We start from the raw sequence: 13,036 nt of genomic DNA on the forward strand, positions 1-13,036 counted from the left end.
ACCTCAACCCGCCCATGACCACTGGAGTCCTTCATGACGACATCGACCCCTGAGACATCCGCGCTTCCGGTAGTACTTCTGGTGGACGGCAGGCCCTCCACCTTCGTGCGCAACGTGCTGAACCAGGACGACGTGCACATCGTTCTGCTGCGCTTCGCCTCGGCCGTCAAGGACCTCCCGCAGGAGTACCTGGACCGCACCGCGCATCTGCCCGTGTTCCTCGCCCAGGACGAGAACCTCGCCGAAGAGGCGGAGCGCTACCTGAAGTGGATCGACACGCTGGAACACGTGCCTACCTACTTCTGCAATCCGCAGGAACCGCATCAGGAAGTGGCCCAGCCGTTCGCCGAGTCGGTGGGCCTGCCGCATCTCACGAGGCAGCAGGTGACATGGGTCCGGCACAAGACGGTGATGAAGGACAGGTTCGCCGAGCTCGGGCTGCGGTGCGCCGCCTACCGTAGGGTCGAAACGCTCGCCGAAGTGGCCCTCTTCGCTGAGGAGCAGGGATGGCCGGTCGTCGTCAAGCCCATGGACTCCTTCGCCTGCATCGGGACGTACCGGATCGACGGACCGGATGACCTCGCGGAGGTTCCGGAACTGGCCCCCGAGCGCCGGTGGATGGCGGAGGAGTACATCCGCGGCACGGAGTACCAGTTGTGTGCGCTCGTCACCGGCGGCAAGGTGGTGGACGCCTACCTGTCACTGAACCCGGTGCCGATCCTGGACGTTCTGGACGGGGCGATCAACGCCAACATCACGTTCGCTCCGGGGGAGGAACTGCCGCTGGACGTATGGTCGGTGTGCCAGGACCTGGTCGACGGATTCGGCCTGGATCACGGCTACTTCCATGCGGAGTGCTTCCTGATGGACGATGGGACGCTGTGCGTGGGCGAGGCCGCCGCACGGATCACCGGCTGCGAGGTGCTGGCGAACCACGGCCTGTCCCGCGGCTTCGACATCCACCGGGCGACTCTCGACACCTACCTCGGACGCACACCCGATCTGCGCTATTCGGAGGGCCGAGCCGTCGGCGACCTGCTGTTGCCGGTGAAGCCGGGAAGGGTCGTGAGCATCAGCACCGAGGAGGAACTGCTGCGGCTGCCCGGGGTCCTGAGCGTGCAGCTGAAGCTGGCCGTCGGGGACGTCGCCACGCCGCTGCGTGCCTCACACGCGTCGTCGGGATTCATGCACGTCGCAGGCGGCACCGCGGCAGAGGTCGAGCAGCGGATGCGGAATGTGCTGGAGCACTTCACGATCGAGACGGAGCCCGTGGAGTCATGACGACGCCTGCGGTCCCCGACGGAGTCACGACACTGCCGGGACTGTTCGCACGGACCGTGGCGGAGCACGCGGACCAGCCCGCGATCACCGATGCCGACGGGGTTCTGACCTACCGGGAACTGGACGAGCTCTCCGATGCGGTCTCCGGGCTGCTCCGGCTGCACGGTGTGTCGCCCGGTGACCGGGTCGCGCTGTGCGTGGCCCACTCGTCCGGCAGCTGGGCCGCTGTCCTGGGGATACTCAAGAGGGGGGCCGTCTATGTGACGGTGGAGACCTGTGATCCGGCCGGCCCGAGCGAACCGGCCATGCGGATGGGCGGTGCGACTCTCTGTCTGTCGGACATGCCCCGCCCGAAGGCCCACCGGTGCCCGCGCGTCCTCGTCATCCCGCTGGCGGACGCCGGCCCGCACACCGCCGTGTACCACTCGGCACCCCATCCTCGCCTCGCCACGGCAGCTTGTGTCGTCGCTCCGACGTCGGAAGCCGACGGACCCTGCCGTGCGCTGATCGTGGACCACACGTACATCGTCGCCCGTGCCGACGGGTGGGCCGCCGGCGAAGAGAGCACGCCGGCGCTCCAGGGCGAACGGTTCGGATACTTCGGCGACGTGCCGCTGTCCGCCGTGCAGCTGTCCCTGTGGGTCGGGCTGGCCCACGGCGCGCACCTCGTGGTTCTGCCGTCACTGACGTGTCTGCTCGAACGGGGCCTGCGGGAAGAGCTGCGCCGGCGGGGCATCACCGCACTGGCCCTGCCGGTCGCGGCTCTCGATCACGGGGTACGCAAGGAGGCGGAAGGCTTCGCGGCCTTACGCGTCCTCGTCGTCGAAGGTGACGGTCTCGCGCCCGAGGTCTGTCGGATGCTCGTCGGCGCAGGCTTCGACGGCCGGCTCGTCCATGTCACCGGACCGGCCGATCCCCCTCGTGGCGAGTCGTGAGTACCCGGGCCTGACGAAGACATGTGCGCACAAGGAATCGTCCCGGAAGCCGGTCCGGCTTCCGGGACGGCTCAGCACGCCGATGGCCCGACGGCGGGGGCGGCTCTCAGCGCGCCGACACCCCCACGGCGGGAAGGACACCGAAGTCCCAGCGGGCCACCGAGAGGCCGAGGTCCTGAACGGCGAATGCCGTGAAGTAGTACGCCTGCGGGTGTGCCCCGGCATCGATGGCGAGGGAGAACTCCGCCTCGTGCCACTGCCCGGCGGTCCCCCGGACCTTGCTCCGGGACGGAGTCACGGTGCAGTCCGAGCGCAGGTGCCGGGGCACGAACACCCCGATTCTCACAGGCCCATGACGTTCCGGCCGTACGCCAACGCGTGCGTGCAGCGTGCCGCCCGTGTGCACCGATTCCTCCGTCGTGAGGCTCAACTCGGGTGCACCGACGAGCCGGTACGCCATGTCTCCGCACCGGATGCAGACGGTGCAGACCGTGTCCAGCGCCGTGGGGACCAGGGCTCGCTTCACGAATTGCCGAGCGGCCCGGCCACAGTGACACAGCACCTCGGAGACGGACTCCGGGTCGACGGTGCTGCGCTGGCCGAAATAGGCGTGGCAGTCGGTGAACTCGGTTTCCGGGTCCTCCGCGATCTGCGTGCTGATCGCGTGATCGAGCGACTGGAGATCGTCGGACAGCGCACGCAGGATGGCCGGCTCGCCCTCCGCGGCCGTGGCTTGCCGTGTCACCCAGCGCTCCACCTTGCCCGCGAACCTGGTGAGTCGCGGGCGCAACGCGTGCCGCTCCGGAAGGAGGCCGCCGGCGAGGTAGGCCGTCAGCCGGGAGGACGTGGACAGCACCAGAGGGCCGGGAACCTGCGGCGTGGGATCGGGAGCGCTTCCTCGGTCGTCGGCCATGCCGAAGTGCCAGTACGCAGGGTCCGGCTGAGCGGCAGAGATCGTGGAGTTGAGACTGGCCGCGGAGGGTGCCTCCGCCTCCGCCGCTCGCATCCAGATCGTGTTCTCGGGGCGGGCCGAGTCGTGCACGGTGGGCGCTGCCACGACATCCCTCGCCGCACCGTCGATCGCATTGAGCATCAGCTGGTACTTGGGGTCGTAGGCCACGGCATCGGCGAACGGACCGTTGTTGCACGAGCTCAGCACGATCTCGACGGAGGAGACCCGGTTCAGCGGGATCAGCTTCTCGTTGGGCTTGTAGCAGTCGGGTCCGTAGGCGCAGCGCGGCCCCAGCAGTTCCGGCCGGCGGGACGCCGCGGTGTTGAGCCCGCAGACGGTGAAGTCGGCGAGGTTGACCGAGTCGTCGCGCCCGTGCCCCTGCAGCAGCAGCCGTCGCCACCGCTTCTCCAACAGCTCGGTGCCGATGTCCTGGCGTTCCAGGGCGCGGTCGTCGAAAACCTGGACCGCTCCGAGCGCTTCCGGACGGTCGGTGGACGTGAACAGGCCTGCCGCGACGACGTCCGGACGGGGGCGGCAGAACTGCTTTGCGGTGAACCACGCCAGCGACGCGGCGTCCCGGCCGGTCAGGAACCCCACCTGCCGGCCGTCGCTCCGATGGGCCCGCCGTACGAGCTCCATGACCGGGTCCGAAGTCAGCTGCGGGTAGGCCGCCACGACCAGCAGTGACCGTCCGGCGGGCGCGTTCTCCAGGAGCTCGCCGTGCAACTCCTTCTCGTCCAGCCACTCGAGAGCCAATGGCCCGAGCAAGGACCGCAGCCCCGCCGGGAGTTCGCTGCCGCCCAGCAGCACACCCCGTGCGTACGGCGTCGGTCGGGCGATGCCGCGGTAGAGCCCGGCGGCCAGCTGCATCGCGGAGAGCAGATCGGCGCGGCCGCCCACCCATACCGGGACGGAGTCCGGTCGCGGTGAGTCGAGGAACCGCGCGACGGCTTCCGCGTAGGCGGTATCCTCATCGATTGGCGTGAAGAGTGTCGTGGATACCTCGGTCGGTGAACTTGACATGGTGGTCATCCTCGTCGAGTCGGAGCGTCTCCGAAAAAATGGGGCATGTCGGCGGACCGGGCGCAGACAGGAATGCGGCGGGGGCGTCGTGCTCACCACCCCCGCCGCACTTGTCATGACCTCGGCCCGTGGGAGAACGGGCCGGCCGGCTTCCGGTCCCGGCCGCTAGTCGGTCACCGGCGCCGGGAAGAACGCCGTGACGTCACTCTCCGGCACCCAGATCGGCCGCTCCTTCGCGATGATCAGGTACCGGTGAAGGTTCTTCTCGTCGTCCCAGGAAACGGCGAGCACCCGGTACTTCGCCTTGCCGCCGATGTTGACCTCGACGTCGCTAGCGACTCCGGTGAAGTGGATCGACATGTCTTCCTCCTTGAATTCAGTGACGGTTGGTGAAGCGCTGGAGGTAGGCGATGCCGGACGGCCTGCCCTCCAGATAGCTGGTGGTCGAGTAGCTGTCGTAGGCGTGCCGCTCGATCAGGATTTCGTCGAAGTACGGCTCCCAGCGCGGCTCCAGCGTCGGTTCGGTCACGAAGAACGACATGAAGTGGCCGCCAGGGGCGAGGACGCGCGTGATCTGCTCACGCATCAGGGTGTCCCACCACTCCGCGTCGTCCCGCATCGCCTTGGGGAGCCAGGGGTCGAGCATGATGCCGTCGATGGTCCCGGTGGGGATCGACTCGATGTACTCGAAGAAGTCCGCGTGGACGACTTCCAGGTTGTCGGGGAGATTCGGGGCCGACTTCTTGAAGTCCTGGATCACCTCGTCGTAGACCTCGACGACGGTGTGCTTCTTTACATTCGGCTGCTCCGCGATCGCCACGGCGGAGAGGCCGAATCCGAGCCCGCATTCCAGGAATACGCCTCCGTCGCGGCACAGCACCTCGGCCGAGCGGCGCATCAGCGGCGCTTCCCACTCCTGCATGGCTTGCGACCCGTCGATGTACAGGGTCTTCTCGCCATCGGAGTTCTTGACGGCGATGTCCGGCGCTGCGGGCTGGGCGGGATGCTTCACGGTCAGTCCTTACTGTTCGAGGATCACTGCGTGGAATGACGCGCCGATGCGGCGTGCATTCAGGGGAATGAATCGCAAATGAGGCCACGTTGCAGGTCCGGGCACCTCTCGGACGGCTCTGCTTCACCGTAGCCGCGCGCCGGGGCGGGCAGCCGGAATTGCCGGGTCGGGCAATCTGCATTGCGGGAACATGCAGCGTTCGCAAATTTGGGCAAAGGCCACCGGGAGGTGCGGATGCGGAACGCCGTTGCGCCCGGCGCCGCGAAATCCTGCCGGCCGGCGGCCGGTCAGCCGGCCGCCGCGGTACGGCGCAGCCGCTCGGCGCCGGCGGCGATCGTCTCCAGGGACCGGGTGAGGACAGCGGGGTCGACACCGGTCGGGACACGGATGTGGCGGGAGTCCGCGGGGTAGTAGTGGGCGCCGGTGGTGACGACGAGCCGGTGCTCCGCCATCAGCACGTCCGCCAGCGTCTCCACGTCGGGAACCCCGGGGTCCACCCACACATGCGTACCGCCCTGCGGGGCGCAGACCCGCATGTCGTGCGCCCGCGCCCAGTCGAGCACCAGCCGATGGCCGGTCCGCACCCGCTCCATCAGCGACTGGTTGCCGAGTTTGCACAGCTGGGCAGCCTGGTTCTGGGCCCGTGTCGACACGGCGATGCGCTCCCACTCCATCCGCGCGGTGAGCCGGGCGACCTCCTCCGGAGCGGCGGTGATCCAGCCGACCCGCAGCCCGGGGGCGCCGTAGTTCTTCGAGAAGCTGTTCAGGCCGTAGACGCCCTGCCAGTCCTCGACCAGTGCCAGCGGTGCGGCGCAGGCCGCGGGGTCCTGGACGAAGGAGTCGTAGGCCAGGTCGAGGACGAGCGTGAAGCCGAGCCGGCGCCGGGCGGCGAGCAGGTCACGTGCCGTTGCCTCGTCCAGACAGACACCGGTCGGGTTGTGCGGGGAGTTGACGTAGAGCAGATCACCGGGGCCGAGGGCGGTCCAGGAGCGCTCTCCGACCAGGGCGGGCCAGTCCAGCACCTCCATGTCGAGCCCGACGGACCGCAGCAGGTCGGCAACGCTCAGCAGGACGGGGCCTGTGCACACCGCCCGGCCCACTGCGTTCCCGGAGAGATGACGGGCGATCAGCCCGAGTCCGTCGAAGGCGCCGTTGGTGACGAGGAGGGACTCCGCGCCCACGTCGACGCCCTGTTCCCGCTGCCTCAGGCGCAGCGCCTCCAGCAGCTCGTCCGTGCCCCGGCTCGGGGCGTACTGGGCGTCCAGTTCCCAGCCGACCGCCTGCAGGTTGGGCGGATCCGGCCAGGCGGGCACGTTTTCGGCCAGGATCTCCCACGGTTCCTCCGGTGAGGCCGCGACCGTCGCGAGGCGCTGCCCCAGCGGCGTCAGGCTCACTGCCCGGCACCTTCCTGCCGGGTCAGCAGATATCCGATCTCGAGGCCGGTGGAGTCCACGCTCGGGTCGGCCACCCGCCGGGAGACCACCGAGGCGCCGGCCTCCCGGAACAGCTCGTGCCAGAACCGGTCGGTCTCCAGCTTCTGTTCGGTGAGGACGTGCAGCAGGAAGTACGGGTTGTAGTAGGCCAGACCGAGGCCGTGCCGCATGACCTGCGGGTCGGCGGGGCGGTGGTCCACCTCGACGATGGCGAGGTGGCCGGAGTGGCGGAGGGCCGAGCGGACCAGTTCCACCACCGCGCCCCGGCCTTCCTGCTCCAGGATCTCCTGGAGCAGGAACGCGGCGAGGCAGAGCCGCGAGGAGTCCGGCTCCGCGTCCGGTGCGACCGTGTCGCGGACGTAGTCGGTGGCGCCGGAGCGGACGAAGCGCAGCCCGCCGGCTGTCTGCTCCTCCGGGGCGAACGGGTCGACTCCGATGCCGGTGACCGTGGCGGAGTCGCCGACCAGGCCGGCGAGGAAGGTTCCGTCGCCGCAGCCGAGGTCCACGACGGAGGCCGGCGCGGCCGGGAGGTCGGACATCAGCTCACGGACGAGCGGCAGCGCGTCGAACGCGCTCATTCCGCAGCTGCCGATCCCCACGAGCCTGCCGTCGCGGGACGCGTAGCCCTTGCCGCGCAGGACGTCGGTGATCTGCTGGAACGTTTCCGCGTAGCCGCCGATGAGCAGCTCGTACCACGGGCGGTACGGGCCGAGGGCGCGCCCCTGCTCCGTCAGGGCCACGGTGCCGCCGCTCAGCGTCACGTAGTTCTCGTTGGCGAGATACTGCAGGAATCCGCTGGTGCGCGACGCGTCGAGTTCCAGGGACTCGGTCAGTGCGGGTATCTCCTGCGGGCCCTCCGCGATGCGGTCGTACAGACCGCTGCTGAACAGGTGGTAGATGCCCTGCGCCAGCGCGAAGCCACGGACGGGCTGCAGTGCCTCGATGAGCCGGAGCTCGAATCCCTCATCCATTGTGCTGTTCCTCATCTGGTGAACCATCGGCCATGGGCTGGAAGTCGATACGGACGATTTCGAGATCGCAGGTGTGATGCAGCAGTTTCCGGAAGCGGTCGGCCCGCTCCTCGGACCGTGTGCTGACGCGGATGAACGGGCGACTCCGGCCCTGCCAGTCGAGAACGAGGGAATCCGCCGCGGTGACGAAAACGCAATCCTCGCGGAACTCTTCTCCCGACAGGAGTTCGCGTACCCGTTTCTCCAGCGTGGCCCGTTCCTCGCGTGGTGCGCCGAAGAACTCGATCGTCGGCATCTTTCCTCCTTGTTCGCCCCGGGATTGTCGGTGCTGTTACTTGATCCGGAGTCTCCGCTCCGGCCGGAATGAACCCGGGGGCAGGGCGCCTGAAGCGGCGGGCAGGCCCGGCACCGCGGATCCACCGCACTCAGCGCCTGGTGCTTCGAGTTGAGCTGCCCGGACGTCGTGAGCACACTCCGCCCGGCTGCACGACCTCCGGTGTCGCGGCACCCGCTCGGAATGCGGAACCGGCATCCATGAAGCCTTCTGCAGACCGGCCCGGCCGGCTCATCCGCCGCGCCGCGTCGGCTCATTGCGTCAGCAGCTCTCAGCCCCAGGCGGAATCGCCCGAGGTGCTGCTCGCAGCCTGGACCTGCCGATGGTTCTCCTGGTGGAAATTCTGCATCGACAGGGCGGCAATCGCCATCACGAGGATTCCGACTGCTGAAATTAGGTTACGCATGAGCTCCCACATTTCTTCATTTCGCCCCTTGTTACGTCGTTGACGATATAGGCGCGGAGGACCTTGTGGCCGATACGAAAATGGCGAGGACCTGCAATGCCGAATCATGAACGAATGACAAGAGGTGACTCATTTGCTTCAACTAGGACATATCAGGCGGGCGTGCGGGGCTGCTCCGGGCCCGGCGCCCTGCCTGCGCCGGAAGCAGCGGCTCCCACCGGTTTTCACAGGCCACCGGCGCCGGGCCCCGATGAACCGGTCGGCCTCCGGGCCCCTGCGCGACATCGACGCCCCACCGCAGCGCGGCAGAACTTCCACGATCCACCAACTCACCTTCCGGGTGCCGTCCTTGTCATCGCGAAGGACTCGGCCACCACCACCGGACAGCCACTCCACTGGCCACCGCCGAACCCGCACGCCGTATACGCGACGCCGGAACCAGTAGGGGACGAGGGCCGGGTCGCCCACAGCCGGTACCCGCGGGCAGCGGGGGACGGCTGTTCCCCCACGGACACTCTCCGGGGTCCGCGCCCACGTGCGCGGCGTGGACGCGGACCAGGACGTGGACGCGGACCCAGGGCGTCTTACGCTGTCGTCACAGCACTTCCCGCTCCTCCGTTCCGGACAGTGAGTTGCCCGGGCCGGACAGCAGGCCGGTGGTGCCGATGAGATAAGCCAGTTGAGGCCGGCTGCGGCTGCCCAGTGCGTCCGAGGTCTTCTTGATGTGTGTCGCCACCGTACGAACGCTCATGCCCAGACGTTTGGCGATGGCCTCGTCCGTGAAACCGTCCACCATGAGCCGGAGTACCGCGCTACGTATCTCGTTGCTGATGAGCGGAGACCGCTGGGACACGGACTTCGGGTCGATGGACCGGGCACGCGCCCACATGTACTCGAACATGGTGGCCAGGTGATTCACCAGACCCGGGTGCTGCACCGTCAGCACCGAGGTTCTGCGGTCACCTTCGCCCGGAATGAACGCGATTCGCCGGTCGCAGATGATGACGCGATCGAACACCTCGTCCAGTGTCCTGACCTGCGCCCCCGCTTCTGTCACCCGCTCCACGTAGGCCATGGTGGGACCGTGCGTCCGTACGGTGTGCTGATACAGCGTCCGCTGCACGGCGCCCCGCTCGTTGAGCTCCAAGTCCCGATCCAGTGCCTGCCTGAGCAATTGCGGCGACCGGCCGCCGCCGGGCTGTGCCGTGAGCAGCTCCACCTGGCACGACTGGACGGCCCGCTCCAGCGCGGAAGCGATCATGGCCGGATCATCCAGGGTCTCCACCGGCGCCACCCGCTGCCGATGAACCCTTCTGTGGATATGGCGTATCCCATCGATGGCCAGCAGAACATCTGCTAACGCGTTCTGATGGCTCTCTATCGTGCGTTCGATGGGCCGCGCGGCGTTCGCGTAGGCGACGTCCGGGGAGACCGCGAGGAAGTTTCCGGCCAGCTCAGGGTCGGAGCGCAGCAGCCCGAGCCCCAGTACGCACTCGGGGATGTCCCCGGAGAAGCCCTCCTCGTATATCGCGGACTCGTAGGCCTTCAGTCCCCGTTCACAGACTTCCGCCACCGCTGCTGGGCCTGTTGCGTGATCACTTCCACACATACGCCCCTCCTTCACGCTGCCCGATTTGAACCATGTTGGTGAGCACTGACTCCGCCGTGGATCTTGTTGAGCGTCGTGTCCTCGGGCAGTAAGACGGTGAGTTCGCCGGTCCGGATCTCGATCTTGCGGTGAAGATGCAGAATCTCCCCGAACTCCGTGATGGACCGGTCGGCGGCTCGGAGCCGGCAGGAGACTGACAGAGCGGCGGCACGAGCGTCCGGTGTGCCTCGACCGTGCCGCACGTGTGGTGGTGGATCGGTCCGACGGCCGGGCCGGATTCGGCCGTCCGGAACGACTTCTCGACCCGGCACAGGCCGGCGACAGGAGTCGATGACGAAGTCCGCCCTGGCGTCGAGGTCGGTGACGTGGCCGCTGATCCCCGCCAGTGCCCGGCTTTCACCTCCGGCCGCCGCTTCAGGCCCTCGGTGGCGCCTGCGAGTCGGACCACCCGGTTGCGCTCGACCGCGAGCACGCCGGTCGCGGCCTTCTCCACCGCGGTGAACTGCGCGTCTAACGCGGCGGAGGCGGCCGCGAGCAGGCCGGTACGGCGACGGTTGCTGAAGGCAGACATGGCTGATCCGTTTCGTTACAGGTGCATTACTCGGCACACCGTCCGGCCGGTCGTCGGCGGCGTGCTGGGTGACCGCAGCTTGTGCCGAGCGTCGTCCCACCGGCCAGACCTGTCGGGGGGCATCAGGGAGGCTCGAACGTTCGCACCGGCTGTGAACTGGGGAAACTCGAATGCTCGAATGGGATGGAGTAGCGGTGGGTGGCTGAGGCGGGCGTACCGGGCCGGGACCATGTCCAGCACCCGGGCGGACGAGCTGGAGGAGCTCGGCATGATCTGGGACACCGCTGATGCCCAGTTCGAAGAGAACCTCGCCGCGGCCCGCGCGTACTACGCAGAGGCCAGCACCTTGGCCGCGCCCCGCCACGCGACCGCGATGGACAAGCCCGTGGGGCAATGGGGCACCAATCTCAGGCGGCCCGGAGGTCTGGGCAAGGACCCCGATCGCGCGCGCGGCGCGGCGAGCAGCTCGCGGCGATCGATTCGGACTGGAACCCCGGGCAGTTGGACTGGACTGTCGACTGGCAGCGCCACCACACCGGCCCTGCGTGCCCTTCAGGAGGCCGGCGGGGACACTGGAGGAGATCCTGCCTGGCGTCACCTACCGCGGTGACGACATCGGCCGCTGGCCGGCGAGGCAAGCGCGGGACTGGACGCGCCTGAACATCGAGCAGCAGCGCCGCCTGGGCGTGCTGGGCGTGAAACCCGCTGCACGGCCGCAGTAGGCCTCGGCACGAACCGGGCGAGTTGACTGAAGTCACCGGGCTGGGGAGCGGCCATCCAGCCTGCCAGTGTGAAGAGAAGCGCGTTGCGGACGTTGCGCGGTATCACACCCGGGTTTCCTGCTTCCGTCATCTTGCATTCGCGCGCCATCGTCAGCCAGTCGCCGATCTTCGCGGCGTTCTGGAACTTCCCCCTTGATGGAGTGCGCGACGCGTAGCGCATCGTCGACGTGGATGCCCTGGGCCGGAAGCTTCAGGCTGTGGGCGCGCCGCGCCTGAGCCCCAGCGCGCACAGCCTGCGGCTCGCGTGCTCGCGGCTTGTCAATAGGACAGCGCGTCCGACATGGAGGTGTGCCAGTAGGTCACGGCGGCGCTGTCGTCCTTGAAGGCGTCCGCCGGGAGCGTCAGCGGGCTGGGCTTGCCGACGGAACCGGAACCGTCGCGGGATGTGAAGTGCATCCTGAGCCGCTTGGGCTTGTATCCGTGCGCTTCGTCGCCGACCGCGCTGCTCAGCCGTACGGCTGCGTAGGCGGACCGCCCCGGGGCGAGGGTCGCGACAGCCTGCGGCTTGCTCTCCTCGATCGTCTGCGTGGCAGCCTGCTCGTCGTCGAAGCGCAGCATCGGCGCCGCGTAGATGTCGCAGGCCCGCGCACCCTTGTTGGTGACGGTGAGCAGCATGTGGTTGACCGGGCGGTTCATCTCGGTGGCCACGATCTTGGTCGCTGCGGGGGTACAGGCGCCGGGGGCACCGGATACGGGGCTCTTGGTGGCGGTGGCATGGCCGGTGTTGTCGCCCTCTGCCTTCGGTGAGCTCTGGTCGGCGGTGGGGGTCTTGTGCTGGCCCTTGGGGGACGCGGATGGCGTGGACGACGTGGAGGAGGCGGCCGGGGTGGGGGGCTGGGCCGTGTTGCTGCCCTGGCAGGCCGTCAGGGAGACGGTTGCGAGGAGGGCTGCGGCGGAGGCGGTACGGGTGGTGCGAGCGGTAGGCATGGTGCGCATCGTGAATCGGTTCCTTCGATACGTGTGGGTAGTGCCATCAGTGACGGTCGATCACTGCTACCAGGACTGCGATGCAGGCGATCAGTACGGCGACCGCGGCAACGTCGGTGACGCAGAAGCGTGTTCGCATGTGGCCTCCGGAAGTGGTGGCGCTGTCCACAGCTTGTGGGGGCCGGGTGATCACAGGCCAGCCAGCCGGGACAATGGGGGAAGGCGGAATGCTGGAACGGGCTGTGAGCTGGGGAAACAGTTCCTCCCTGGAACGCCCGGCTGGGACGACGGAGCGATCGGGGGAGCCGAGAAGCGACGGGAACAGAGGGGCTGGCGGGGCAACTGCGCCTGCTGAAGGAGAGGGCCGGGCGCAGCTACGGCGTCCTCGCCGGGCAGCTGCACCTGAGCACCTCCACGCTGCACCGGTACTGCAACGGCGATGCCGTATCGGCGGACTTCGCGCCTGTGCAGCGGTTCGCCCGGCTGTGCGAGGCGACGCGCGAGGAGATGGTCGAAGTCCACCGGCTCTGGCACGCCGACCGGTTCACCGTCACCCAAGCCGGCCTCCGCAACCTGTGGGACGAGATCGCCACCGCTCATACTCACTGGGTGAACCTCGGCCGCCCCAGCGTCGACCCGTACGAACTGACCATCACCCCCGACGGCACCACGACGCTGTGGGTCGACTCCCCCACCACCCCGGCGATCATCACCTGAGCGGAGGTCAACGACCGCCAGCGTCGGGTTCCCGACCCGGTAGTGTCCGATGGATGCAGGGTGCGGCGGTGCGTGGCTGTCAG

11 protein-coding genes and 1 pseudogene are annotated in these 13,036 nt (G+C 68.4%); 4 read left to right on the top strand and 8 right to left on the bottom strand.

What is annotated here, in order from left to right:
• The first annotated feature begins 33 nt into the window (after nucleotides 1-33).
• Together ACFWU3_RS26740 and ACFWU3_RS26745 are read left to right on the top strand one after the other, a co-directional pair.
• Complete coding sequence (locus ACFWU3_RS26740) at nucleotides 34-1,281, top strand: ATP-grasp domain-containing protein (protein ID WP_384442597.1); 1,248 nt, start codon at nucleotides 34-36, stop codon at nucleotides 1,279-1,281.
• Complete coding sequence (locus ACFWU3_RS26745) at nucleotides 1,278-2,216, top strand: AMP-binding protein (protein WP_384442600.1); 939 nt, start codon at nucleotides 1,278-1,280, stop codon at nucleotides 2,214-2,216. Before ACFWU3_RS26740 ends, ACFWU3_RS26745 begins: the two co-directional genes overlap by 4 nt.
• Nucleotides 2,217-2,322: 106 nt before the next feature.
• Here the strand turns inward: ACFWU3_RS26745 and ACFWU3_RS26750 are convergent, their stop codons facing one another.
• From ACFWU3_RS26750 to ACFWU3_RS26780, 7 genes are all read right to left on the bottom strand, one after another.
• Entirely contained in the window at nucleotides 2,323-4,191 is a 1,869-nt protein-coding gene (locus ACFWU3_RS26750) for a hypothetical protein (protein WP_384442603.1), read from the bottom strand.
• Nucleotides 4,192-4,356: 165 nt separating this feature from the next.
• Nucleotides 4,357-4,551 (bottom strand): hypothetical protein, encoded by a 195-nt coding sequence (locus tag ACFWU3_RS26755; RefSeq protein ID WP_327687173.1) that lies wholly within the window; start codon nucleotides 4,549-4,551, stop codon nucleotides 4,357-4,359.
• 16 nt (nucleotides 4,552-4,567) lie between these two features.
• Nucleotides 4,568-5,203 (bottom strand): class I SAM-dependent methyltransferase, encoded by a 636-nt coding sequence (locus ACFWU3_RS26760; RefSeq protein ID WP_384442606.1) that lies wholly within the window; start codon nucleotides 5,201-5,203, stop codon nucleotides 4,568-4,570.
• A gap of 287 nt (nucleotides 5,204-5,490) precedes the next feature.
• A complete protein-coding gene (locus ACFWU3_RS26765) occupies nucleotides 5,491-6,597 on the bottom strand; it encodes a beta-methylarginine biosynthesis bifunctional aminotransferase (protein WP_384442609.1) in 1,107 nt (368 codons plus the stop codon).
• Nucleotides 6,594-7,607, bottom strand: a complete 1,014-nt coding sequence (locus ACFWU3_RS26770) for a 2-ketoarginine methyltransferase (RefSeq protein WP_384442612.1) — start codon at nucleotides 7,605-7,607, stop codon at nucleotides 6,594-6,596. The genes ACFWU3_RS26765 and ACFWU3_RS26770 overlap by 4 nt, the downstream gene beginning before the upstream one ends.
• Nucleotides 7,600-7,902: a hypothetical protein gene (locus ACFWU3_RS26775; protein WP_384442615.1), complete on the bottom strand. Its 303-nt coding sequence runs from the start codon at nucleotides 7,900-7,902 to the stop codon at nucleotides 7,600-7,602. Before ACFWU3_RS26775 ends, ACFWU3_RS26770 begins: the two co-directional genes overlap by 8 nt.
• A 1,040-nt stretch (nucleotides 7,903-8,942) precedes the next feature.
• On the bottom strand, nucleotides 8,943-9,971 hold the full coding sequence (locus ACFWU3_RS26780) for a LuxR C-terminal-related transcriptional regulator (RefSeq protein ID WP_384442618.1): 1,029 nt from the start codon (nucleotides 9,969-9,971) through the stop codon (nucleotides 8,943-8,945).
• Between the two features lie 1,101 nt (nucleotides 9,972-11,072).
• Between ACFWU3_RS26780 and ACFWU3_RS26785 the strand changes: the two genes are divergently transcribed.
• Complete coding sequence (locus ACFWU3_RS26785) at nucleotides 11,073-11,249, top strand: hypothetical protein (RefSeq protein WP_384442621.1); 177 nt, start codon at nucleotides 11,073-11,075, stop codon at nucleotides 11,247-11,249.
• A 318-nt stretch (nucleotides 11,250-11,567) separates the two neighbouring features.
• Here ACFWU3_RS26785 and ACFWU3_RS26790 read toward each other — a convergent pair whose 3' ends face one another.
• The gene (locus tag ACFWU3_RS26790) at nucleotides 11,568-12,236 is read right to left on the bottom strand and encodes a DUF4232 domain-containing protein (RefSeq protein WP_384442624.1); all 669 of its coding nucleotides are present in this window, start codon (nucleotides 12,234-12,236) and stop codon (nucleotides 11,568-11,570) included.
• 330 nt (nucleotides 12,237-12,566) lie between these two features.
• On the opposite strand from ACFWU3_RS26790, the pseudogene ACFWU3_RS26795 reads away from it, so the two are divergent.
• Nucleotides 12,567-12,767, top strand: a pseudogene (locus ACFWU3_RS26795) (helix-turn-helix domain-containing protein); the annotation flags it as partial.
• Between the last annotated feature and the right edge of the window lie 269 nt (nucleotides 12,768-13,036).

Source organism: Streptomyces sp. NPDC058685 (assembly GCF_042714725.1).
In the GTDB taxonomy this organism is placed as follows: Bacteria; Actinomycetota; Actinomycetes; order Streptomycetales; family Streptomycetaceae; genus Streptomyces.

What these genes read in the sequence shown, in the direction of transcription:
- ACFWU3_RS26755 (WP_327687173.1), bottom strand. Translation starts at nt 4,551, where the DNA reads ATGTCGATCCACTTCACCGGAGTCGCTAGCGACGTCGAGGTCAACATC.
- ACFWU3_RS26775 (WP_384442615.1), bottom strand. Translation starts at nt 7,902, where the DNA reads ATGCCGACGATCGAGTTCTTCGGCGCACCACGCGAGGAACGGGCCACG.
- ACFWU3_RS26790 (WP_384442624.1), bottom strand. Translation starts at nt 12,236, where the DNA reads ATGCCTACCGCTCGCACCACCCGTACCGCCTCCGCCGCAGCCCTCCTC.
- ACFWU3_RS26740 (WP_384442597.1), top strand. Translation starts at nt 34, where the DNA reads ATGACGACATCGACCCCTGAGACATCCGCGCTTCCGGTAGTACTTCTG.
- ACFWU3_RS26750 (WP_384442603.1), bottom strand. Translation starts at nt 4,191, where the DNA reads ATGTCAAGTTCACCGACCGAGGTATCCACGACACTCTTCACGCCAATC.
- ACFWU3_RS26770 (WP_384442612.1), bottom strand. Translation starts at nt 7,607, where the DNA reads ATGGATGAGGGATTCGAGCTCCGGCTCATCGAGGCACTGCAGCCCGTC.
- ACFWU3_RS26745 (WP_384442600.1), top strand. Translation starts at nt 1,278, where the DNA reads ATGACGACGCCTGCGGTCCCCGACGGAGTCACGACACTGCCGGGACTG.